The 23,556-nt window shown below is 67.7% G+C and carries 19 protein-coding genes; 6 read left to right on the forward strand and 13 right to left on the reverse strand.

All coding sequences use genetic code 11. The annotated features are described in order from the left end of the window. Positions 1–12: 12 nt before the first annotated feature. On the reverse strand, positions 13–2,076 hold the full coding sequence (gene acs / locus KXZ72_RS10285; protein ID WP_226080840.1) for an acetate--CoA ligase: 2,064 nt from the start codon (positions 2,074–2,076) through the stop codon (positions 13–15). A gap of 96 nt (positions 2,077–2,172) precedes the next feature. On the opposite strand from acs, the gene KXZ72_RS10290 reads away from it, so the two are divergent. After that, entirely contained in the window at positions 2,173–3,165 is a 993-nt protein-coding gene (locus KXZ72_RS10290) for a malate dehydrogenase (RefSeq protein ID WP_226080841.1), read from the forward strand. 54 nt (positions 3,166–3,219) lie between these two features. On the opposite strand, the gene KXZ72_RS10295 is transcribed toward KXZ72_RS10290, so the two are convergent. After that, entirely contained in the window at positions 3,220–5,682 is a 2,463-nt protein-coding gene (locus KXZ72_RS10295; protein WP_226080842.1) for an LPXTG cell wall anchor domain-containing protein, read from the reverse strand. A gap of 331 nt (positions 5,683–6,013) precedes the next feature. Here KXZ72_RS10295 and KXZ72_RS10300 point away from each other — a divergent pair, with 331 nt between their 5' ends. Beyond that, a complete protein-coding gene (locus KXZ72_RS10300; protein WP_226080843.1) occupies positions 6,014–6,895 on the forward strand; it encodes an ABC transporter ATP-binding protein in 882 nt (293 codons plus the stop codon). Next, the gene (locus KXZ72_RS10305) at positions 6,895–8,004 is read left to right on the forward strand and encodes an ABC transporter permease (protein ID WP_226080844.1); all 1,110 of its coding nucleotides are present in this window, start codon (positions 6,895–6,897) and stop codon (positions 8,002–8,004) included. The genes KXZ72_RS10300 and KXZ72_RS10305 overlap by 1 nt, the downstream gene beginning before the upstream one ends. A gap of 48 nt (positions 8,005–8,052) precedes the next feature. Here the strand turns inward: KXZ72_RS10305 and KXZ72_RS10310 are convergent, their stop codons facing one another. Further along, the gene (locus KXZ72_RS10310) at positions 8,053–8,538 is read right to left on the reverse strand and encodes a GNAT family N-acetyltransferase (protein WP_226080845.1); all 486 of its coding nucleotides are present in this window, start codon (positions 8,536–8,538) and stop codon (positions 8,053–8,055) included. A gap of 22 nt (positions 8,539–8,560) precedes the next feature. Here KXZ72_RS10310 and KXZ72_RS10315 point away from each other — a divergent pair, with 22 nt between their 5' ends. After that, on the forward strand, positions 8,561–9,628 hold the full coding sequence (locus tag KXZ72_RS10315; RefSeq protein WP_226080846.1) for a threonine aldolase family protein: 1,068 nt from the start codon (positions 8,561–8,563) through the stop codon (positions 9,626–9,628). A gap of 40 nt (positions 9,629–9,668) precedes the next feature. Here the strand turns inward: KXZ72_RS10315 and trpS are convergent, their stop codons facing one another. Further along, on the reverse strand, positions 9,669–10,724 hold the full coding sequence (gene trpS / locus KXZ72_RS10320; protein ID WP_226080847.1) for a tryptophan--tRNA ligase: 1,056 nt from the start codon (positions 10,722–10,724) through the stop codon (positions 9,669–9,671). 200 nt (positions 10,725–10,924) lie between these two features. Beyond that, positions 10,925–11,602 (reverse strand): TetR family transcriptional regulator, encoded by a 678-nt coding sequence (locus KXZ72_RS10325; protein ID WP_226080848.1) that lies wholly within the window; start codon positions 11,600–11,602, stop codon positions 10,925–10,927. Between the two features lie 116 nt (positions 11,603–11,718). On the opposite strand from KXZ72_RS10325, the gene KXZ72_RS10330 reads away from it, so the two are divergent. After that, entirely contained in the window at positions 11,719–12,465 is a 747-nt protein-coding gene (locus KXZ72_RS10330) for an SDR family NAD(P)-dependent oxidoreductase (RefSeq protein ID WP_226080849.1), read from the forward strand. Positions 12,466–12,510: 45 nt separating this feature from the next. Here KXZ72_RS10330 and KXZ72_RS10335 read toward each other — a convergent pair whose 3' ends face one another. The 6 genes from KXZ72_RS10335 to KXZ72_RS10360 are packed head-to-tail and all read right to left on the reverse strand — an operon-like array spanning position 12,511 to position 18,289. Further along, positions 12,511–13,518, reverse strand: a complete 1,008-nt coding sequence (locus tag KXZ72_RS10335) for an aldo/keto reductase family protein (protein ID WP_226080850.1) — start codon at positions 13,516–13,518, stop codon at positions 12,511–12,513. Positions 13,519–13,551: 33 nt separating this feature from the next. Further along, complete coding sequence (locus KXZ72_RS10340; protein ID WP_226080851.1) at positions 13,552–14,241, reverse strand: response regulator; 690 nt, start codon at positions 14,239–14,241, stop codon at positions 13,552–13,554. Next, a complete protein-coding gene (locus KXZ72_RS10345) occupies positions 14,238–15,566 on the reverse strand; it encodes a sensor histidine kinase (RefSeq protein WP_226080852.1) in 1,329 nt (442 codons plus the stop codon). The genes KXZ72_RS10340 and KXZ72_RS10345 overlap by 4 nt, the downstream gene beginning before the upstream one ends. Positions 15,567–15,618: 52 nt before the next feature. Further along, positions 15,619–16,416: an ABC transporter permease gene (locus KXZ72_RS10350; RefSeq protein WP_226080853.1), complete on the reverse strand. Its 798-nt coding sequence runs from the start codon at positions 16,414–16,416 to the stop codon at positions 15,619–15,621. Then, positions 16,413–17,432 carry an aliphatic sulfonate ABC transporter substrate-binding protein gene (locus KXZ72_RS10355; RefSeq protein WP_226080854.1) on the reverse strand — a complete coding sequence of 340 codons (1,020 nt, stop codon included), beginning with the start codon at positions 17,430–17,432 and terminating at the stop codon, positions 16,413–16,415. Before KXZ72_RS10355 ends, KXZ72_RS10350 begins: the two co-directional genes overlap by 4 nt. 20 nt (positions 17,433–17,452) lie before the next feature. Next, complete coding sequence (locus KXZ72_RS10360) at positions 17,453–18,289, reverse strand: ABC transporter ATP-binding protein (RefSeq protein WP_226080855.1); 837 nt, start codon at positions 18,287–18,289, stop codon at positions 17,453–17,455. Positions 18,290–18,481: 192 nt separating this feature from the next. Here KXZ72_RS10360 and KXZ72_RS10365 point away from each other — a divergent pair, with 192 nt between their 5' ends. Continuing rightward, positions 18,482–19,501: a magnesium and cobalt transport protein CorA gene (locus tag KXZ72_RS10365; RefSeq protein WP_226080856.1), complete on the forward strand. Its 1,020-nt coding sequence runs from the start codon at positions 18,482–18,484 to the stop codon at positions 19,499–19,501. Between the two features lie 92 nt (positions 19,502–19,593). Here KXZ72_RS10365 and KXZ72_RS10370 read toward each other — a convergent pair whose 3' ends face one another. Both KXZ72_RS10370 and KXZ72_RS10375 read right to left on the reverse strand, forming a co-directional pair. Beyond that, positions 19,594–21,810, reverse strand: coding sequence for a carboxypeptidase-like regulatory domain-containing protein (locus KXZ72_RS10370; RefSeq protein WP_226080857.1), 2,217 nt, complete (start codon positions 21,808–21,810; stop codon positions 19,594–19,596). Positions 21,811–22,069: 259 nt separating this feature from the next. Then, entirely contained in the window at positions 22,070–23,380 is a 1,311-nt protein-coding gene (locus KXZ72_RS10375) for a M23 family metallopeptidase (protein ID WP_226080858.1), read from the reverse strand. Between the last annotated feature and the right edge of the window lie 176 nt (positions 23,381–23,556).

The raw sequence follows: 23,556 nt of genomic DNA on the forward strand, positions 1-23,556 counted from the left end.
CGCGGCGCATTATCAGCGCGCGTCCACGATGCGCTTAATGCGCTCCGGAACCGTGTCATCCTGCAGGCTCGTGACATCGCCGAGCGGGCGGGCATCGGCGATGTCCACCAGCAGTCGGCGCATGATTTTGCCCGAGCGGGTCTTGGGAAGATCGGGCACCACGATCACATCGCGCGGCTTGGCCACCGGCCCGATCTGCGTGCCGATATGCGCGCGCAGGCTCTCGCGCAGCGCGGCGGCCCGCGCGTTCCACGCGGCCGGGTCCTCGAGGCCATCGGCCGCGGCCCCCGGCGCATTACGCGCGGGAATCACAAACGCGGCGATCGCCTGACCCGTGATCGGATCGTGCACGCCCACCACGCCGGCCTCGGCCACGTCGGGATGCGCGACCAGCGAGGACTCGATCTCGATCGTGGACAGGCGGTGGCCCGAGACGTTAATCACGTCGTCCACGCGGCCGAGCACCCAGATATCGCCCTCGGCATCCCATTTTGCGCCGTCTCCCGAGAAAAAATAGCCCTGCTCGCGGAAGCGCGTCCAATAGGAATCCCGATAGCGTTCCGGATCGCCCCATACGGTGCGGGCGAGCGCCGGGCCCGGCCGGTCCACCACCAGATAGCCCCCGGAACCGTAGGGCACCCGCGCGCCATTCTCGTCCACGATGATCGCGCTGACGCCCGGCAGCGCGCGCGTGGCCGAGCCCGGCTTCAGCGTGGAGACCCCGGGCAGCGGGGCGAGGATGGCCGAACCGGTCTCGGACTGCCACCAGGTATCCACGATCGGCAGCTCGCCGCGCCCGAAGTTCTCCCGGAACCATACCCAGGCCTCGGGGTTAATCGCCTCACCCACCGTGCCCAGCAGGCGCAGGCTGGAGAGGTCATATTCGGGCGGCAGCCCATCGGGGAACCAGGTGGCCAGCGTGCGGATCAGCGTGGGGGCCGTGTAATACGTGGTGACCCCGTAGCGCTCGATGATCTCCAGGTGCCGCGCGGGATGCGGGGTATTGGGGGTGCCCTCATAGATGACCTGGCTCAGGCCATTGGCAAGCGGCCCATAAATCTCATAGGTATGCGCGGTGACCCAGGCCAGGTCGGCGGTGCACCAGTGCACATCGCTGTCCTTGGCATCAAAAACGGCCCAGTGGCTAAACGCAGCCTGGGTGAGATAGCCACCCGAGGTATGAACAAGCCCCTTGGGCTTGCCCGTGGTGCCCGAGGTATAGATGATAAACAGCGGGTTCTCGGAGTCAAAAAACTCGGGGTTGTGCACGGGGGAGGCGGGCTCGACCGATTCGTGCCACCAGATATCCCGGCCCGGGGTCCAGTCGATCTCACTGCCGGTGCGGCGGATCACCAACACATGCTCGATGCTATCCACCCCGGCGACCGCGGCATCGGCATTGGCCTTCACGGCCACCGCGCTGCCGCGGCGGAACTGGCCGTCCGTGGTGATCAGCAGCTTGGCCCCGGTATCCTCCACCCGGAAGCGCAGGGCCTCGGCGCTGAAGCCGCCAAAAACGAGCGAGTGGATGGCCCCGATCCGGGCCACCGCGAGCGTGGCCACCACGGTCTCGGGGATCACGGGCAGATAGATGACCACCCGGTCACCGCGCCCGATGCCCAGCTCGGTCAGGGCATTGGCCGCGCGCGAGACCTCCTCCTGAAGCTCAAGATAGGTGATCTCGCGGCGATCGCCCGGCTCGCCCTCAAAATACAGCGCCACCTTATCCCCGCGGCCCGCGGCCACGTGTCGGTCCACGCAGTTCACCGCGACATTCAGGGTGCCCCCGGCAAACCACTCTGCGCGCGGCACGCTCAGCGTGCCATCCGCGAGCTCGCGCACGGGCTCCCACGTATGCGTGGTGTGCCACGGGGTGGCCCAGTCCAGGCGCCGCGCCTGCTCGGCCCAGAACGCCTCGGGATCGGCATCCGCGCGCGCCTTCCAGGTGCCGTCCACATTGGCGGTCGCGGCGAATTCGGCCGGGGCCGGGAAGGCGCGGGTCTCGGCCAGGAGCGCCTGCAATTCGGGCTCGGGCGCGGAGAGGGAGGCGGGGGATGCGGGCAGCGTGGTGGACATATCCCCAGGGTAGGCATCGCGCGCGCGTCGCGCCGGGCTACCCGTAACCGACCGTAACAGGACATTTTTGGGGGGATCGTGTTTAGACTCGGAGGCATGAGCAAAAAAGCGGTCACTATCGCCCTGAGCGGCGCCGGAGGAAATATCGGATATGCGGCACTATTCCGCATCGCGGCGGGGGATCTCCTGGGTCCCGATACGCCGGTGCGGCTGCGACTCCTGGAGATTCCGCAGGGTGCCGCCGCCGCGGAGGGCACGGTTTTGGAGCTGATCGATGGCGCATTCCCGCTGCTCGAGGACGTCTCGGTGCATACCGATGCCGCCTCGGCGTTTGATGGCGTGAACCAGGCCTTCCTGGTGGGGGCCCGCCCGCGCACCGCCGGCATGGAGCGCGCGGATCTTCTTGAGGCCAACGGCGGGATCTTCGGCCCGCAGGGGCGCGCCCTGAACGATCATGCCGCGGATGATGTGCGCGTGATCGTGGTGGGTAACCCCGCCAATACCAATGCCCTGATCGCGCAGCGCAATGCCCCGGATATCCCGGCCTCGCGCTTTACCGCCCTGACCCGGCTGGACCATAACCGCGCGCGCGGCATCCTCGCGGCGCAGGCGGGGGTTCCCGTGGCCGAGGTGGAGGGCGTCACGGTGTGGGGTAATCACTCCCTCACCCAGTATCCCGATCTGAGCCATGCCACGATCGGCGGCGTTCCCGCCCTGGCCAGCGTGGATCCCGCATGGGCCCGCGATGCCTATATCACCCGTGTTGCCGCGCGCGGTGCCGAGATCATTGCGGCCCGCGGGCTGTCCTCGGCCGCGAGTGCGGCCTCCGCGGCAATCGATCATATGCGCGACTGGGTGCGGGGTACCCCGGGCGAGAGCTGGACCAGCGTATCGCTGGTCTCGGACGGCTCCTATGGTGTGCCCGCGGGCCTGATCTCCTCGTTCCCCGCGCGCAGCGTGAACGGCGCCTGGGAGATCGTTCCGGGGCTCTCCGTGGACGAGTTCTCGCGCGGCCGCATCGATGCCTCGGTCGCGGAGCTGGAGGCCGAGCGCGAGGCCGTCTCGGCGCTGGGGCTGCTGGCCTCCTAGCGCAACCAAAAGGGCCCGGTACCGCGAACGGTACCGGGCCCTTCTTATGGGCGCTTAGGCCCGGGTGCGGCGACGCAGCAGGACCGCGGCCCCGCCGAGCAGCAGCGTGAGCGCAATCACGGGTGCAAAGGAACCCGCATCGCTACCGGTGTGGGCCAGCGAGCCGCCGGCCTTGGTGATGGTGGTTCCGGGCTTCACAACCGTGGTGCCGGGCTTGGTGACAACCACGGGGGTGCCCTCGGCGCTGCGGATCGCGATCACGGCAACCGTGCCCGACTGCTTGCCCTGGAATACGAGGCGGTGTCCGCCGGCCTCGAGGGCCGACAGGTCAACATCGGTCAGGACAACCTGGCCGTTGACCACCGGGAAGGTACCCAGGTAGAGGGGCGTGGAATAGGCAAAGACGTCAACCTCGGTGTCCTCGGCGGCCCAGGGCAGGTTGCCCGAAAACAGGGTCTTGAAGTTCAGCGAGTTGAGCAGGACGCCGGCCGGGGCCACAAAGCTCGCGGTGGCGGCGGCCACATCAAGCTTCTGCTCGGCGATCAGGCGGTCCAGCCCGGCCGAGTCCGCGGCGGGTGCCGGGGGCGCAACCACAACGGGGGCCGTCACGGTGATCGTGGCGGTCCGTGCCGAGGAGCCCTCATAGGCCGCGGCATCGCTCGGGGTGAACTCCGCGGCCAGGGCATAGGTGCCGGCCGTGGGGAACGGGAACGAGACGCTGAACGCGCCGGCCACCACCGGGACGGTCCGGACGGGGCCCTGGCTATCGGCGATGCGGACGGAGACGATGCCGTCCACGGCGGGGGTCACGGTGCCGGTCACGGTGACCGAGGAGTTAACGGTGACCGAGACGCTTCCGGCCACCGCGCTCAGCGTGGTCTTGGCCTTCTCAACAACGCCACCGATCAGGGTGACTCCGCCGGGCAGGTCGGCCGCGGTGATCTTGCGGGTGCTATCGGCCGCGGTGCGCAGCTGGGCGGCGGCATCCACGGTTGCGGCGCTGGCATCGGCGATAAAGATCGACGCCTGCTCGGGCGTGACGTTCTGCTTGAGGCCGAGGGTCGCGGCGCCGAGGTGTACGGGTCCGCCGTTGGCGCCGGTGACCTTACCGGTATTGCCGGGATCGCCGAGCTGCACGTCATATTTATTACCCGCGAAGGTATTGCTGCCGGTGAAGAGAACGTTGTTGATATCGTCGTTCACTCCCTGCGAGCTGCGGGTATAGAGGGCCACACCGGCCCAGGCGTTATCCACGGAGGTGACGTTATTCAGGGTCACATCCCGCGAGGTGACGGCGCTGGTCGGGGCGAAGCGGTTGGTGATGGCGATACCGTTTTTGGCATAACCCGAGAGCTTCAGATCGCTCAGGTTCAGGGTGGCGACGCCGTTGGCGTCGATACCGCTGGCGTTTACGGCATTGCCCGCGAGGGTGAGATCGCGCACGGTCACGCCCGTGACATCGGTGATCGCGATGTTTTTATTGGCGGCAACGGGGGAGAGCACGGTGGCTCCTCCCGCGGCGCCCTGCAGGGTCACGGGGCGGGTGATGTTCAGGTCCTCGGCGAAGGTGCCGGCGGCCACGCTCACGGTGCCGCCGCTGTTCACGGCATCCAGCGCGCGCTGGATCGACTTGCCCGCGGGCACGGCGATCGAATCGGCGTTCAGGGTGACTCCGCCGGGCAGGTCGTAGAGGGAGACCGCGCGGGTTCCCGTGCCGGTCCGGAGCTTGGTGGTGGCCGTGGCGGCCACGGTGCTCTTATCGGTCACAAAGATCGAGGCGAGCGCGTCCGAGGAGCGGGCTCCCACGGTGACTCCGGCGAGGGAGACGGCTCCGCCCGCGGCGCCGGTGACCTTAGCGGTATTGCCCGGGTCACCAAACTGCAGGTTATAGGCATTGCCGTAGAAAGAGTTGTTGCCGGCGAAAGCGACGTTATTGATATCGACCTCGACACCGCGCGAGCTCTTGGTATAAAACGCCAGTCCGGCCCAGGTGTTATCCGCGGAGGTGACGCCGCTGATGGTGATATCGGCCGAGGTGACCGCGGAATCGGAGCTAAAGCGGTTGGTGATCGCGATGCCGTTTTTGGCGTAATCCGAGACCTCAAGATTGCGCAGGGTCAGGTCCCGCACGCCGTTGGCGTCGATGCCCGTGGAATTCACCGCGGGGTTACCCTCAAGCTGCAGGTTCTCGATGGTGACACCCGTGGTATTGGTGATATCGATGTTCTTGCCGGAGCGCACGCCCTGCAGAACGGTCCCGGCCGTGCCGCGCAGGGTCACGGGGCGGGTGATGCGCAGGTCCTCGGTGAAGGTTGCGGCCTCGAGGGTCACAACGCCGCCCGGGGCGACGAGGTCCAGGGCCGCCTGGATGGAGGCTTCCGCCGCCACGGTCACGGTGGTCGGGGCTGTCTCGGCCTGGGCGGCGAGGGGGGCGGCGACCAGGAGGGCGCTCGCGGTTATGATCGCGGCGGAGGTCTGAAATAACCTCCGCGGGGCGATCAGGGGAGTTGCGTTCATAACATCTTCCATTCGGTTCATCGGTGACGATGGATAAAGGTGTGTCGGCGCGTTCGATATCCGGGTTCCTCCCCCAAGACACGGACACGACTCCACCACTAGGATCACGATGTTTATGTAATCGGTCAAGGAAAAAGTAGTTTTTCGGAATAATTGGTCACGTTTGGGCCAAAAATGAGCCCTGAACAGGTGTCTTTTTTGCGAATCCGGGGCAGGGCGGCGCGGTCTCCCCCGTGTGGGGGAGGGCAAAACCCCTCCCGGGGCGGATTCGCCCGGGGGTGGGCGCTCCCTATTCTGGAATCATCCACACAGACCTCAGGAGGCCGGATACATGCTGGAACTACGCGGCATCACCAAGAGTTACGCCACGCGGCGGGTGCTTGATGACATCACCTTCCGGATTGAACCCGGCCGGATGACAGGTTTTGTCGGCGGCAACGGTGCGGGAAAAACCACCACGATGCGAATCCTGCTGGGCGTGCTGGGCGCCGATGGCGGCGATGTGCTCCTAAACGGCACCCCCGTGACCGAGCAGGACCGCCGCGGGTTTGGGTATATGCCCGAGGAGCGGGGGCTCTACCCGAAGATGCGTGTGGCCGAACAGATCACCTATCTGGCCCGCCTGCACGGCCTGAGCGCCGCCAGGGCCAAATCCAATACCGAGACCCTGCTGGGGCAGCTCGGGCTCACCGAGCGCGCGGGCGATAACCTCGAGAGCCTCTCTCTCGGAAACCAGCAGCGCGCGCAGATCGCCGCGGCGCTTGTGCACGATCCCATCGCACTGGTCCTCGACGAGCCGTTCTCGGGCCTCGACCCGATCGCCGTGGACGTGGTGGTCTCCGTGCTGAAGGAACGCGCCGATTCCGGCGTGCCCGTGCTCTTCTCCAGCCACCAGCTGGATATCGTTGAGCGGCTCTGTGACGACCTCGTGATCATCGCCGGCGGAACCGTGCGCGCCTCCGGGTCCGCGCAGGCCCTGCGAGAGCAGCACCGCAGCAACCGCTACGTCCTGGAGGGCGCCGCCGATTCAGGTTGGGTGCGCGATCTCCCCGGAGTCTCCGTGCTGGGCTTTGATGCCGGCAACGTGGAGTTTGAGGCGGCAACGCCCGAGCTCGCCCAGGAGGTCCTGCGCGGGGCGCTTGCGCGCGGGCCCGTCGCCTCCTTCACCCCCGTCCGTCCCACACTCGCGCAGATCTTCCGAGAGGTCATCTAATGAGCACCCCTACCACCACCCCCACCGCCGGCACCGGTCAGGTCATCTGGCTGGTTGCCGAGCGCGAGATGTCCGCCCGGCTGCGCTCGCGCGCATTCCTCATCTCCACGGGCGTCCTGATGCTGATTGTCCTCGGCAGCGTGCTCTTTAGTGGTTTCGCCGCCAAGGGAGCATTTGCCTCCGAGGACGAGGCCGTGCGGGTGGCCACCACCGCCGAGGTCTCCGCGCAGCTTGACCTCGACCCCGCCGCATTTAATATCACCGTGGTGGCCGACGCGGAGGAGGCGCGCGATCGGGTGCGCTCGGAGGAGGCGGACGCCGCGGTCCTTGCGGGCACCGAGGGTCTCACCGTGATCGGGGAGAGCGAGGTCCCCGGCTCGCTGGTCTCGGCACTCACGCTGACCCCCACGGTGGAGCTTCTGCAGCCCGATTCCATGGACCAGATGCTGCGCTATTTTGTATCGATCGCCTTTGGCATCATCTTTATGTTCTCCGCGGTCACATTTGGAACCGCGATGGCACAGTCGGTGGTGGAGGAAAAATCCACGCGCGTGGTCGAGATCCTCATCTCCACGGTCTCGGTGCGGGCCCTGCTCGCGGGTAAGGTGCTGGGCAACTCCCTGCTCGCCTTTGCGCAGGTGGCCCTGATCGCGGCGATCGCCGTGATTGGCCTCACCGTGACCGGCCAGGACGCACTCCTGCAGGGAATCGGCGCGCCGATCCTCTGGTTTGTGATCTTCTTTGTCTTTGGGTTTGTGCTGCTGGCCTCGATGTTTGCGGCCTTCGCCTCGCTCGTCTCGCGCCAGGAGGATGTGGGCACCGCCGTGATGCCGGTGACCACGCTGATCATGATCCCGTATATCGCGGTGATCGCCTTTAATAACAACGAGACCGTGATGACCGTGATGTCCTATGTGCCGTTCTCGGCCGCGGTGGGCATGCCGGTGCGGATGTTCTCGGGCGAGGCCCAGTGGTGGGAGCCCGTGCTCTCGCTCGCGATCCTGCTGATCAGCACGGTGCTGGTGATCGGCCTCGCGGCGCGCATCTATCGGGCCTCGCTGCTGCACACCGGGGGCACCATGAAACTCACGGACGCCCTGCGCGGCTAAGCGGCGCAAAATACGGCCATCCTCCCGCGGAAGGATGGCCGTATTTTTTTAGGCGGAGGCGACGTCCTTGCGCATCTGCAGCGCGGTCACGTCATAGCCGAGCGATTCATAGAGGCCACGCGCGGCGGTGTTATATCCAAATACATTCAGGCCCAGCGTGAGCGCCCCGTGCTCGGCGGCCGCGCGCTCGGCCAGGCTCATCGCGGCACGGCCGTGGCCCGCCCCGCGGTGGGGCTCGTCGATCTCAATATCCCAGACCCACCAGTTCTCGATTTCGCCCGCCTCGCGCACGCCAATCCAGAGATAACCCACGCGCTCGGCCCCGGGCTCCGCGCCCGCGAGCACATCAAAAATGAGGTGATCCGGGGCCGGGGAGCCGCCCGGCAGATAGTTATCGCGCGTGGCCTGGGCCCGGGTGCGCGCCTCCTCGGGGGAGTCCCCGGCCTGGAGGCGTGACGCCTCATATTCCGCGGCAACGCGGTCCATCCAGGACGCTAGGCGCTCGCTGGGCATGGGGGAAAGGGTGGTTGTCATGAATTCATGATTTCATGGAATCATGACCACCCTGCACAACGCCTCCGTCCGCCACTTCGCCTCCGATAATTATGCGGGGGCGCATCCCGAGGTTTTGGCGGCGCTCGCCGCGGCCAACGGGGGTCATCAGCCCGCCTATGGCGACGACCTCTATACCGAACACCTGGGTGAGGTATTCGCCCGGCATTTTGGCGAGGGGGTGCGGGCGTTCCCGGTTTTTAACGGCACCGGGGCCAATGTGGTGAGCCTGCAGGCGATGCTGCCGCGCTGGGGCGCGGTGATCGCCGCGGGAACCTCCCATATTAATAACGACGAGTGCGGGGCCCCCGAGCGCATCGGCGGGCTGAAACTGCTGACCGTTCCCACCCCGGATGGCAAGCTCACCCCCGAGCTGATCGCCACCGAGGCCTGGGGCTTCGGCGATGTGCACCGGGCCGAGCCGCATGTGGTCTCGATCACGCAGTCCACCGAGCTGGGCACCCTCTATACACCCGCGGAGATCACCGCGATCACCGAGTATGCCCACGCCCAAAATATGCGCGTGCACGTGGACGGCTCGCGGCTGGCCAATGCGGCCGCCGCGCTGGATCTGCCGCTGCGCGCGTTCACCACCGATGCGGGGGTGGATACGGTGTCCTTCGGCGGCACCAAAAACGGCCTGGTCTTTGGCGAGGCCGTGCTGGTTCTGAACCCTGACTCGGCCAGCGGCGTGGACTATCTGCGCAAGATGGACATGCAGCTGGGTTCCAAGATGCGCTTCGTCTCGGCCCAGCTGATCGCGCTGCTTGAGGGTGACCTCTGGCTGCGCAGCGCGGCGCATGCCAATGCGATGGCCGCGCGGCTGCGTGGCACGCTGGATCGGGCCATTGCCGAGGGCCGCGCGCCCGGGCTGAGCTTCGCCCAGCCCACGCAGGTCAACGCGCTCTTTGCCTCGCTGCCCGCGGCCGCGGCCGATCGGGTGCGCGCCGATTTCCGCTTCTACGACTGGGATGCCGCGACCGAGCAGGTGCGCTGGATGACCGCATTTGATACCACCGAGGGGGATGTGGACGCGTTCGCCGCGGCCATTATTTCCGCGCTCGCCGGCTAGGGCGTGGGGTCCGGGCCGCGGCCCGGACCCCGCGGCGGGCCTAGTAGCTCATGCCCATCGCCGAGCGCACCCGATCCAGTGTGACCTCCGCGATCTCGTTGGCGCGCTCATTGCCGCGGCGCAGCACCTCCCGCACCGTGCCGGGATCGGCCGCGATACGGGCGCGACGCTCGCGATGCGGGGCAAGAAACTCGTTCACGGCCTCGGTGGTGAGTGCCTTCAGCGCGGCCGAGCCGCCGCCGCCCACCTCGGCCGCGATCTCCTCGGGGGTGCGATCCGTGCACAGCGCCGCGGTGCTCAGCAGGGCCGAGACCCCGGGCCTGGCCCCCGGGTCAAACGTGATCTCGCGGCGCGAATCGGTGGCCACGCCGCGAATCAGCGCGGCCGTCTCATCCGCGCTGGCCCCGAGCGCGATCGCATTGCCATAGCTCTTGGACATCTTGCGGCCATCCAGCCCCGGCACCTCGGGGCTCCGGGTGAGCAGCGCCTCGGGCTCGCGGAAGATGGGCTCATAGCGCTCGTTAAAGCGGCGGGCGATCAGCCGCGTGGCCTCCACATGTGGCAGATTATCCTTCCCCACGGGCACCAGGTTCCCGCCGCAAAACAGGATATCCGCGGCCTGATGCACGGGATAGGTCAGCAGCAGCCCGCTCAGTGCGCGGCCCGAGGCCTGAAGCTCGGCCTTGACCGTGGGGTTACGGTGCAGCTCGGCCTCGGACATCAGGCTCAAAAACGGCAGCAGGAGTTGGTTCAGCGCGGGCACCGCGGAGTGCGTGAAGATCGTGGTCTGCTCGGGATCCATTCCGGCGGCCAGATAGTCCAGCACCGCGCCGTGAACGTTCTCGCGGATATTGCCGGTGCCCTCGCGGTCGGTGATCACCTGATAATCGGCGAGCACCAAAAATACGTCCACGCCCAGGCGCTGGAGGCGGGCGCGTTCGGCGATGCTGCCAAAATAATGGCCGAGGTGCAGCGGCCCGGTGGGGCGCTCGCCGGTGAGGACCCGGAAGCGTTCGGGGCGCAGCTCCACCTCGCGGGTGACCGCCTCGGAGCGGGCGAGGGCGGCGGCAAATCCGGGGGTGCTGATGGGGGTCATGGGTTTTCCTTTTCCTAGGGGAGGGAAACCACACGGGCCGGATGCGGGCCGACGGGGCAAAAAAAATGGCGTTCCCCGGGGGCGGCTGCTCGTGCAGCTACCCTCGTGAACGCGTGGCTCAATCGGGGAGGCCGCTAGCGCGGCCACCACCACTGTCGATTGAGGGACATCATGTAGTCGAGTATAAACCCGGAAGCGGGCTAGGCGCCCAGCACCCGGCGCTGAAGCGAGGTCACCCGGTCATAAATCTCGGTGAGCGAGACCGCGGGGAGCTCGCCGGAGCGGCGCACCCACTCGTCAAAGGTGATCCGCAGCGCAAACGAGGCTGCGTGCACGATCAGCAGGCACTCGTCCAGATCGGCGGCCGGCGCGGGGCGCTCGCTCAGCGCGCGGGCCAGCCGGAGGTCGTTATTATCCTCGTAGAGGAGCGAGGCAGCGCGCAGGCTGGCGTGCCGCAGCATCAGCGTACGGATGCGGAAGAGCTGCTCCCGGGTATCGCCCCGCTCCCGCTCCAGGCTCAGCAGGACGCGGCGATATGCGGATTCCAGCTGGGGCAGCAGCGGGGCGCCGGCGCGCATATTTGCCACGATGGCATCGAGGGCGGAGGCGGGGGCCGGTTCGGTGGTGGCCAGCGCCTGAATCGCGGCGGTGAACGCGATCTGGCCGTTTACGGCCGCGGCCTCCTTGGAGGGGAAATAGCGGAAGAAGGTGCGCGGGGAGATCCCCGCCTCGCGGGCGATATCGGCCACGGTGGTGCGCTCGATGCCCTCGCGTTCGATCAGGGTGAGGGCGGCCGCGGTGATCTGTGCGCCGGTCTCGGCGCGGCGGCGTTCGCGCAGGTCGCCGGGGGGCGTCGCGGTGGGATCGGGGGTGTGCACGCTCCCAGGATAGCGCATTGCTGACAGATTGCGCCAAAGTGGCACAGTGTGCCATGGTTAACGCCACGCCCGCCGTTACCCGCGGCGGGCACGGTACCCAGATCCCAGGAGGAGCAATGCAACTAACCAATAAGGTCGCAATCGTCACCGGGGGCGCCGGAGGCATCGGCCGCGGCATCACCCGGGTATTCATCCGCGAGGGGGCCCGCGTGCTCTTTGTGGATAGCAATGCCGAGAACGGGGCCGCCCTCGAGGCCGAGCTGGGCCGGGACCGCGCGCGCTTCCTGCGGCTTGACCTGAGCGTGCCGGGCGCGGCGGAAACCATCCGCGATGCCGCGGTGGCCGCATTTGGTGGGCTGGATATCCTCGTGAATAATGCCAACCGCTCGACCCCCGCCCCGCTGCTGCTCGCGGATGAGGACAACCTCGCGCAGGCCTTTGGGTCAAGCTTCACCCCCACGCTCACGCTGATGCAGGCGTGCCACGAACTGCTCGCGCAGTCCTCGGGCTCGATTATCAACTTCGCCTCGGGCGCGGGCCTGAGCGGCGATCCCCTGCAGGGCTCCTATGCCGCGGCCAAGGAGGCCGTGCGCGGGGTATCCCGCGTGGCCGCCAATGAGTGGGGCGTGGACGGAATCCGCGTCAACGTGGTGTGCCCGTTTGCCCTGAGCGAGGGGGTGCAGTGGTGGTCCGAGACCTATCCCGAGCTGGCCGCCGCCGCCCTGGCCAAGGTGCCGCTCGGCCGGATCGGGGACATCGAGAGCGATATCGCGCCGGCCGTGGTGTTCCTCGCGAGCGAGGCCTCCTGCTATATCACCGGGCAGACGCTCATGGTGGATGGCGGCGGGCTGATGATGCGCTAGACCCGCTTCCCGCGGGCCACCCCACGGGTGGCCCGCGAACAGCGATTAGGAGGGACGCACCTCGGGGGAGAGCGTCTTGGCCGGATCAAACTCGGCCACGGGGTGCAGGGCCACATCGATTGCGTTCATCACGGCGGGCTCCAGCACCACACCCGAGGCGCGCGCGTTATCGGCGACCTGCTCGGGGCGGGAGGCCCCCACGATCGCGCCGGCAATATTTTTATTCTGCAGAACCCAGGCCACCGCAAGCTGCGCGGGGGTCAGCCCCAGATCGGCGGCGATCGGCGCAAAACCTGTGTGCACGGCGGTGAGGACGTCCTCGCGCAGATAGTTCTTAATCATATTTGCGCCGCCCTTCTCATCGGTCGCGCGGCTGCCCGCGGGCAGCTCCTGCCCGGGCACATATTTGCCCGAGAGCACACCCTGGGCCACGGGGGACCAGACGATCTGGGAGATCCCCAGCTCCTCCGAGGCGGGAACCACCTCGGCCTCGATCACGCGCCATAGCGCGGAGTACTGCGGCTGATTGGAGATCAGCCGGAAACCCAGCTCGCTCGCGAGGGCCTGACCCTCGCGCAGCTGCTGCGCGTTCCACTCCGACGTGCCGATATACAGGGCCTTGCCCTGGCGCACGATATCCGCGAAGGCCTGCATGGTCTCCTCAAGCGGGGTTTCATAATCGTAGCGGTGGGCCTGATAGAGGTCCACATAATCGGTGCCGAGGCGGCGCAGCGAGCCGTTGATCGACTCAAAGATATGCTTGCGGCTCAGCCCGGAGTCGTTATGACCCTTGGGGCCGGTGGGCCAGTACACCTTGGTGAGGATCTCCAGTGACTCGCGTCGCTCGCCGCGCAGGGCATCGCCCAGCACGGTCTCCGCCGCCGTATTTGCATAGGTATCGGCGGTATCAAACGTGCTGATGCCGGCGTCGAGGGCCGCGCGGACGCTGCGGGTGGCGATATCGTTTTCCACCTGCGAGGCATGCGTGAGCCAGTTGCCAAAAATGATCTCCGAGATTTTGAGACCGCTGTTTCCGAGATATCTAAAGTCCATGGGCCCACGCTACCCAGTGATCGGGGCGACCCGCTATGTTTCGAGGCCACCCGGCACAATAATTCCGTGCTCATAGGAATACACCACGGCCTGGATCCGATCGCGCACCCCGAGCTTTTGCAGCACCTTGGAGACGTGAGACTTCACGGTGGCCTCGCCCACAAAGAGCCGCGTGGCGATCTCCAGGTTGCTCAGGCCGCGGGCCACCAGCCCGAGGACCTCGCGCTCGCGGTCGGTGAGCTCGGTGAGGCAGGCGGGGGGTGTTGCCGGGGCGGCCGGGGAGGAGGGCGTCTCGGCAAAGCGGGAGATAACCCGCCGGGTGAGCTCGGGCGCGAGCAGCGCATCGCCGCGGGAGACCACGCGCACGGCCTCGATCAGCTGCTCGGGTGTGGAGTTTTTGAGGAGGAACCCCGCGGCGCCGGCCCGCAGCGCCCGAAAGAGATAGTCGTCGCGGTCAAATGTGGTGAGGATCAGCACCGCGGCGCGCAGCGCGGGATCGGCCGTGATCAGGGCGGTGGCCTCTAGCCCGTCCATATCCGGCATCTGCACGTCCATGCAGATCACATCGGGGTGGGTCTCGCGGGCGCGCAGCAGGGCCTCGGCCCCGGTGGCGGCCTCGGCCACGATCTCCAGATCGGGCTGGGAGCCGAGGATGATGCGGAAGCCGGCGCGGACCATCTCGTGGTCATCAACCAGAAGGATGCGGGTGGGGGTGGCGGTCATGATGCGGACGGTCCTTCGGTTGGTGGCCGGGTGAGTCCCACGTTAGCGGGGCCGGGAGCGGGCTCGGTCCCGCCGGACAGCGGGGGACTATCTGTGGTCGCACCGATTATGCGCGGCAGGAAGACCCGCACCAGATATCCGCCGCGCGGCTTGGGCCCCAGCTCAATCTCGCCGCCGAGTGCCGCGACCCGCTCGCGCATGCCGAGATGGCCCAGGCCCGTGCCAAGCCCCGCGCGCGGGGCCGAACCGGTATTGCCCACCTCCAGTTCCAGGCCCGCGGGCAGATAGCGGAGGCGCAGATCGGCGGTCGCGGTGGGGCCGCCGTGTTTGCGCACATTGGTGAGCGCCTCCTGGGCCACGCGGTAGAGCGTAAAGCCGGTGAGGGTCTCCACCGGATATTCCTCGCCCAGGGTCTCCAGGCGGGTGGAGAGCCCGGCCACCCGGTTTTCCTGCACCAGCGCGGGCAGCGCGGCGAGGCCCACCGTGGAATTGGACTCGGTATCGGGGCGCTCGGCCTCGGGGCGGCGCAGGGTGCCGAGCAATACCCGCAGCTCCTCGATCGCGGAGCGGGCGCTCGCCTCGACCCCGCTCAGCGCGTCGCGGGCCACGTCCGGATCGCTCTCCAGCGTGAATCGCGCGGCCCCCGCCTGCACCCCCATCAGCGAGACGTGGTGGGCCACCACATCGTGCAGCTCGCGCGCAATCCGCAGGCGCTCAAGCTCGATGGCCTGCGCGGCGGTGCGCTCGCGCTCGCGGCGCAGCTCCTCGGAGCTCGCCGCGAGGGCGCGCTGCTGTTCGGCCCCGGCCCAGGCCCGGTCGCCCATAAAATAGGCGCCGCCAAAATAGAGCAGATTGGTGAGCAGCTGCACCAGCAGGAAGGCCAGGAGCGGGGAGAGCGCCCCGGCCCCCGAATACACCTTCAGCAGCGCGGGATCGGTGGCCGAGGCAAAGAGGTTCACGATGAGCCAGATAAACATCGCGATGATGACGAGGGCGCGCAGCGCAAACGCGCGCCGGCGATCGGCCACGCAGGCCCCCACGGTATATACCGCCAGAAACAGCGCCACATTGGAGATCAGGGTCTCGGGAACGCGCGCGCTGCCGCCGATCATGAAGGCCGCCGAGACGAGCAGGAGCACGCTGCCGGGATAGACCCGCCGCCAGGCCAGCGGCACGGTCATGACCAGACACCAGATGAGGCTGGCCCAGAGCGGCGGCGGATCCTTGACAAAACCCATCTGCATAAACAGCACCAGGCTCAGGACACCGCATACGGATAAAATCGCCGCGAGCGCGCGATCAAAGACGAGGCTGGAGCGGTTCATCCCCTCAGCCTAGTGAGCGCGGCCCGCGGCGACATCCGCCGGGGGACGGATCTTAGGTCCAGCGGTTTTGTGCCCAGCGGCCGAGCAGGCCCACCAGGGCATCGGTGAGCTTACCGATCACGGCCAGCAGGATGATCGCGAGGAAAATCCGATCCAGCCGCCCGTTGCCCTGGGATTCGCTGAGCAGATAGCCGAGCCCCATCGAGGCCCCGAGCAGCTCGGCGGCCACGAGGAAAAGCCAGGCCTGGGCGAGCGCGAGGCGCAGGCCCGAGATCACCGCGGGGATTACCGCGGGCAGCTGCACGGTGGTGAACAGGCGCACACCGTTGAGGCCAAACGCGCGCGCGGCCTCCACGAGGTTTTTATCCACGTGCCGCAGCGCCCCGGAGACCGTGGTGTACACGGGGAAAAACGCGCCGATCGCGATCAGCGTGATCTTGGAACTCTCGCCGAGCTTCATCCACAGCACCAGCAGCGGCAGCCACGCGAGCGAGGGCACCGCACGGATGGCCCCGAGCGTGGGGGCCAGCAGGATATCGCCCGCGCGGGACAGGCCCACGATGGCCCCGAGGAAGAGGCCCGCGGCGGCACCCACGGCAAAGCCGATCAGGACCCGCTGCAGGGAGATGGCAATATAGAGCCCCAGCTTGCCGCTCGCGGCCAGGTTGACCCCGGCCTCCCAGACCATCGCGGGCGTGGGCAGGCGCGAGCTGGGGATCAGCCCACTCGTGGACGCCACCTGCCACGCGGCCAGGATCAGCAGCGGGAGCAGTACCCCGCCGAGGACGATGACCCCGCGCCGGGCGGCGAGCGTCCGGCGCGGTGCGGCGAGGGTGGCGGCGGTGCTCATTTCCGGTCCGTGGTGACCGCGTTCTGGGCGAACGTGGCGTTAAAGAGGCCCTTCAGGGCGGTGTCTACCTTGTCCTGGGTGTCCACCGAGTCGATCTCCACAAAGATCGGGCCCACGGTGGTCAGGACGGACTTCTGGGCGGCCCCGGGCACCGGATCGATATCAAAATTGGTGCGGTCGGTGATCACCTGGGTGGCCACCTCGGGGGTGAGCCCACCGGCCTCGGCGAGGATGCTCGCGGTCTCCTCGGGGTTGGCCAGCGCCCAGACGCGGGCATCGGCATAGGCATTGGCCACGGACTGGGCCAGCTTGGGGCTCTTCGTGAGGAAGTCCTCGGTCGCGGCCACGATGTCATACGTATTAAAGTCCACATTGCGGTACAGGAAGCGCGCGCCATCGGTCACCGCGGTGCCCATGATCGGGTCAAGACCGGCCCAGGCATCCACCGAGCCGCCCTGCAGCGCGGACCAGCCATCGGCGTGCTGCAGGTTTTCGATGGTCACGTCCTCGGCGCTCAGGCCGGCCTCCTCAAGCGACTGCAGGAGGAAAAAATAGGGGTCGGTACCCTGGGTGGCGGCGATCTTTTTGCCCTTGAGCTGGGCGACGTCGGTGATCGGGGAATCGGCACCCACGACCAGCGCGGCCCACTCGGGCTTATTGGCCACCACGATCGCCTCGATCGGCGAGCCATTGGCGCGGTTCAGCAGCGCGGCCGAACCGGCGGTCGAGCCCACGTCCAGCGCCCCGGCCAGCAGCGCGGCATTGGCCTTATTGGAGCCCGCGGACTGGATCCAGTTCACCTTCACGTCATCGGCGGCGAGATCGGATTCGAGCCAGCCCTTTTCCTTGATGATCAGCGAGAGCGGGTTATACGTGGCGAAATCGATATTCAGCACGCTCGCCTCGGAGCCTGCGCCGGACTCTGCATCGGGGGCCTTTTCCCCGGCCACACAGCCGGAGAGCACAAGTGCGCCCGCGGCGAGGACCGCGGCGAGGGCAAAACGAGAAAGCTTCATGACGGGGATGTCCTTGCTGTTTAGTACGGAAAATGGGGAATGCTGGGGAGGGCCTCATCGCCGCGGTTCTGCCCGTGGCGGGAGACGCCGAGGCCGGCCAGGAGGCGGCCGCGCAGCTCGGCGAGTTCGGCCGATCCGCGATCGCGGGGGCGGGCGCCGGGCACGGTGATCTCCTGGGTGATTACGGCACCCGCGGTGCCGGTCTCGTGGCCCAGCAGGATCACCCGGTCGGCGAGCTGGAGTGCCTCGTCCACGTCGTGGGTGACCAGCAGGATCGTGGCGGGTTCCGCGCCGTGGATATCCAGCAGGAGGTCCTGCATATTAAGCCGGGTCAGGGCGTCCAGCGCGCCGAAGGGTTCGTCCAGCGCAAGCACCCCGGGGTTGCGGGCGAGGGCGCGGGCCAGCGAGGCGCGCTGGGCCATGCCGCCGGAGATTTCGCGCGGGCGGTGATCGGCAAAATCGGCGAGGCCCACCAGCGAGAGGAGGCGGTTCACGCGCGCGGCACCCTCGGCGCGCGGGGTGCCGCGCGGCAGCCCGAGGGCCACATTGGCGCGCACGGTGCGCCAGGGCAGCAGCCGCGGCTCCTGGAAGCCGATCGCGGTGCGGGCGTTGATCCCGCTGATCGCGGTGTCATCCAGCAGCAGGGTTCCGGTGCTGGCCACGTCGAGGCCGCCGAGGATGCGCAGCAGCGTGGATTTTCCGCAGCCGCTCGGGCCCAGGATCGCGATGATTTCGCCCGGGGCGACCGCAAGATCGATATCGCGGATGACCGGGCGGGCGTCCTCCGCACGCGCACCGGCGAAGGTGCGGCCGATGCCGCGGAAGTGTACGCTCGCGGCGCTGGAGTTGGCGGACATGCGGGGGTTCTCCTGAACTGATGGTGGATAGGGGGAAAAATTTTAGGGGCTCTACAGCCCACGGTAACCAGAGCCGCGACGCGCGGTGCAATCCCGCGTAATAGTTCGTCATGCGTGGGAGCCGCTTCCCTGCCGGGACAGCCGCTACGGTGGCGGGAGGGCCGGTACCGCGGCCGGCAAAGGGGACGGCTCATGGTCATGGTTGATAATGCGATCTATGTGGACGGGGCGCGTGCAGCCTCCCCCGCCTCCCTCGAGGAGACCTATGCGCAATTGAGGGCGCGGCCCGGCGCGATGGCCTGGATCGGGCTCTATCGTCCCGAGCCCTCCGAGCTGCAATCGCTCGCGGCCGAGTTTGGCCTGCACGAGCTGATCGTGGAGGATGCCGAGCTGGGGCATCAGCGCTCCAAGATCGAGCGCTATGGCGACACGGTTTTTACCGTGCTGCGCCCCGCGCGCTATCTGGACGAGAGCGAGCGCGTGGAGTTTGGCGAGGTGCATATCGTGGCCGGGGCGGATTTTGTGATCGTGATCCGGCACTCGGAAACCCCCGATCTGGCCGCGGTTCGCGCCGAGCTGGAGGCCGATCCCGCGCGGCTCGCGGGGGGTCCGGGGGCCGTGCTCTATGCGATCGTGGACCGGATTGTGGACGATTATGAGCCCGTGGTGGCGGGGCTGGAAAACGATATCGACGAGATCGAGGACGCCCTGTTTGCCGAGGGGCACGAGCAGTCCCAGCGCATCTATCAGCTTAATCGCGAGGTGATCGAGTTTCAGCGCGCGGCCGTGCCGCTGCTCGCGGTGCTGCGCGAGATGCACGATGCCGTGGGCGAGACCGGAAACCCGGTGGAGGCGCGGCGGCGGCTGCGCGATGTGAGTGATCATGCCACCCGGGTGGTGGAGCGCCTGGAGGGATTTCGCACGCTATTGCAGAGCGCCCTCACGGTGAATTATTCGCTGGTCGGCCAGCGCCAGAACGACGAGACCCGGCTGCTCTCGGAGGCGAGCCTGAGCCAGAGCGAGGAGATGAAAAAGATCTCCAGCTGGGCAGCGATCATCTTCGCGCCGAGCCTGATCGGCTCGATTTATGGCATGAATTTTCGGATCATGCCGGAGCTGCACTGGACGTGGGGATATCCGTTTGCCATGTTTTTGATGGTGGCCTTTGCCGGTGTGCTCTATCTCATCTTCAAAAAGAAGCACTGGCTCTAGGCGGAGAAACGGGCGGCATCGGGACCGTAGGGGTTCCGATGCCGCCCGCGAGGGGGTGCGCGGTGGGTCCGCGCCCGAGGGGGCCGAGCCGGTTAGGCTCGCGCGCCCCGGCGGCGCACGGTAAAGACCGTTCCGGCCGCGAGGAGCAGCAGCGCAAGCGCGGCCGCGGGGAGCATATCCGATCCGGTGGACGCGAGCCCCGGAGCAGGCTTGGCGGCCTCCGGGAGAGCGCCGGCCGGGTTGCTACCGGCCGGGTCGGCGACGGTCAGGGCGGCAAAAACCGAGCCGCTCGTGACGCCACGCAGCTCCACGCGGTGGGCACCGGCGGCGGCATCGGCGGGAATCGTGACCGTGGTGGCTACGGCACCCGCGGGATCGGCGGTCACGGTGGCCAGGACCACGGGGGTCGAGTGCAGCCAGATCGCGATCTCCTCGCCGGCGGCGAAGCCGCTGCCGGTCAGGGCCAGCTCGGCCCCGGGCAGGACGGAATCGCTGCCGAGTTCGAGCGCCAGGGTGGTCTCGGGTGCGGGGTCGATGATGACCTCTCCCGGCTCGGCGCATTCGAGGACCAGCTTGAGGTCCAGCTGCTCGGGCGGCACGGGGAGCACATCCGTGCGGACCGTGGCCTCGGTGCTGCCGGGTGCGTGGCAGGATTCCGCACTGGCCTCGACCACGTAATAGCCGGCCATCACGTCCCACGCGAAGGCGCCGTCGGTTCCCGTGACATCGGGGTTCTTCCGGTTGTTGGGCGACATCAGGGCGCTGCCCTCCTCCACGGCGATAAAGGGGCCCTCGGGGCTATCGGCACGCAGCAGGGTCACGGTGGCATCGGCCACCGGCTTATCGGCGGTATCCACGATGGTGCCGCTCGGGTCGATATACAGGTCGGTTGTGGTCGTCACGCCCAGCTCACCCGGGCAGAGCTTTGTGATTCGCAGCTCTACGGGTCCGTAGCTTTCGAGGTCGATCGTGGCGGGAATCGTTGCCCGATAGAGCCCGCGGTTTTGGGTGTCCGGCACCATGTTGTCAGACCAGACCCTCCGCCCGTTAGGGGCGTAAATCCCGAAGTTTACGCTGCCCGACGAGCAGGCGGTCACGGTCATGATCGTGGCCTCGCGCCACTTGGGTGAGTCTACGAGGGTGCCGTCCAGCTTGGTCAGGGTGGTGCCCTCGGGCGGAACGCGGTTCGGGCGAGGGAGCTGAATATCCGCCGTCTTCTGCTCCGCGGGCAGAATCGAGACCTGTACGGATTTGGGCCAGAGATAGCTGGTATTCGGCGCGGGGCTTGCTATCACAAGCTGGGAACCTTCGAGGTTTGGGAGCAGGTAGCGTCCCTGGGCATCCGTGGTGACCATGTTATAGCTCCCGTTATAGCGGCTCGGGCTGGCCTGCACGATGGCGCCGGGCATCGGACGCCCGCGGTCATCCCGGACCGTGCCGCTGAGGCTGCCGGAGGGGGTGGGGAGCTGACCCGCGCGCAGGTTAAACGTATAGCGCCCGAGGGTGCCGGGGGAGTTCAGGCTCCCCGCGGTCAGGGCCCACTCCTGGCCGTCGGTAAGGACGGAGATCTCCTGGGGGAGCCCGGCGTTTTCGGGGGCGGGGATCAGTACACCGGATCCGGGAAGCGCGGTGCGCCAGATGGCATTGGGCTCATCATGCGAGATCATGCCCGCGAAGCCGCGGAAGAAGCCGTCGTGGGCCCCGGCGCTCTGCACTGAGTCGTAATTGAAGGTGACGTCCACATCGCCGACGGTGCCGCCGGGCAGGGCGGAGCGATCGCGGATGAGGAGCTGGAAGGAGTTGGTTCCCGCGGGTATACCCATGGCGTCATAGCGGTCCCCCGCGGCGACGCCGACCCAGTTGGCGCAGAACGTCGAGCCATCGGGGCTCGCGCCATAGGTGATGGCCTCCGAACCGGCGATGGAGGTGTCCAGCAGCGAGTAAAACGGTGCGATCTGCTCGGAGTGCCACTCGGAAATTCCCACGCCGTCGTCATAGCCGGGCTCGGTCACCGGTGACCCGAAGGAGACGCTGCCCACCGAGTTCACGTAAAGCTCGTTATGGGTCTGGCCAAAATAGCCGATGGGGAACGGCAGCGCCACGGCGGGGCTGGAGACGCCGATCCCGCGGTCGAGCGAATTATTGGAGCAATAGGCAAGATCCTGCACGGCGTGTGCGGGGGTGCCCGGTGCGGCGGAGGCCGGGGCCGGGGCCGCGGTGAGCGGAACCAGGCCGGCGGCGAGCAGTGCGATGCCCGCGGCGCCGAGCGCCCCGATCCCGCGGCGCATGGATGATGGACGAGGTTTCATATCCCTGTTTTCTGTGAGTAATGAGCTGGAAAAGCCTCTTCTCACGTGTCATCGCGGCGGCACTCTCCCTATGCCCCGATCGTGGCATAGGCGACAGTCAAAACGGGCCGGGGGAAAACAAACCTTGGTCTAGATTAGATTCGATATCTAAAGCGACAACAAAAAACCCGCGTAATCACGCGGGTTTTTGGGTAAATGGGTGCGGAAAACGACGCCCCCATCCGGACGGTCCGACGTGCTTTTTCGGACCGGGATTGGGTTAGACGGCGGGAACGCCCTTGCTGCGCAGGAAGGCGGCGGGATCTGTCATCTCGCCAAAGATCTCGATCTTCAGGTCGAGGTGCGGACCGCTGACCACTCCCGTGGCCCCGACGCCGGCGATCACGGTGCCGCCCTGGACGGTATCGCCCACGGCCACCTTGGCCGAGCCGGTGAGCAGGTGGCCATATACCGAGGAAACACCCTCGCCGTGGTCCACGATCACGCGGTTGCCATAGGCTCCGGCATTGCCCACGAAGGTCACCACGCCATCGGCGATTGCGCGGATGGGGGTGCCCGAGGAGCCGGCGAAGTCCATGCCCTCGTGGAAGCTATTGGAGCAACCCACGCTATTGCAGATGAGGTTACGGGGGCCATAGGGCGAGGTGATCGGCCCGGGAAGCGGACGCCACCAGCCCTGCGAGGACGGGCCCGAATAGCCGCCGAGGGCGGTGAGGCTATCGTATTCGGAGGGCTTCAGTGCGCCGTTGGCGGTGGAATAGCTGCCGCGATCGAGGACCTCGGCGGACACGGTATCGCTCACGGTGAGGGACTGCGCGGGGCGGACCTCCCCGCGGATCAGCGCGGTGGCGGAGGTGCTTACGATCACGCCGTCGCTCGAGGCCTGGGCGCTATCGGTGGTGGCAAAGGCGGGCAGGCCCGCGGTGCCAAAGAGTGCCGGAACGATGAGGGCGGCGATCACGGTGGAACGCATGCGGCGGCGGGGCTCGCGCGGTGCGGCCACAAAGCTGGCGCGGCGACCGGCGGCGCGGCGCGGTGCGCGGCGGCCGCGGGAGGGGGCCTCGTGGGTGGCCTCCTCGGTGGGTGCGGAGGACTGGGTGCGGATCGGGCCGGTGGTCTCGGGGAAGGGCAGCGAGAGCAGGATCGGATCCGTGGGGGAGGCGGTGCGGGTGCGGGGCTCCTCCGCGGGGGCCTCGGCCGCGACGGCGGGTGCGGCGTCCACGCGGGGCTCGGCGGTGGCCGTGGCCCGGGCGGCGGGGGCGCTGGCATCGGGGGTTGCGCGGCGGAAGCGGCGGGCGAGCGACGGGGTGACCGCGGCATCCGCGGGGTGTACCGCCGCGGCGTCGAGCACGGGGGCGTCCGCGGGCGCGCTCTGCAGAACCGGGGCGGCGGGGCTCTCCGCGGGCGCGGGGTGCAGCACGGAGGTATCGAGGATCGGTGCCACGGCGGGGGCCGGGAGCGAAGCCGCCTCCTCGGCGGCGCGCCGTGCGGCGGCCTCGCGCAGGCTCCGGCGGGTAGGCGGTACCTCGGCAGCGACCCGAGCGGACTCGGGGGTGATGCTTTCGGTCAACGTGTTCTCCGTGCGGCGCGTGAATGGGGGAGGGTTCCGCGCCGTTTTTTTGATGATGGGGGTGAGTTTTTTGCCCGGAACGGCCGGGCTCTCACCTGGTTGCCGTGTGAATCACCCGCGGCAACCATTCAAGATTACCGGAGTTTTCGCGATCCTGCCTGGATTTTTGCCGTTAT

The sequence above is a fragment of the Mycetocola spongiae genome (assembly GCF_020424085.1).
Lineage (GTDB): Bacteria > Actinomycetota > Actinomycetes > Actinomycetales > Microbacteriaceae > Mycetocola > Mycetocola spongiae.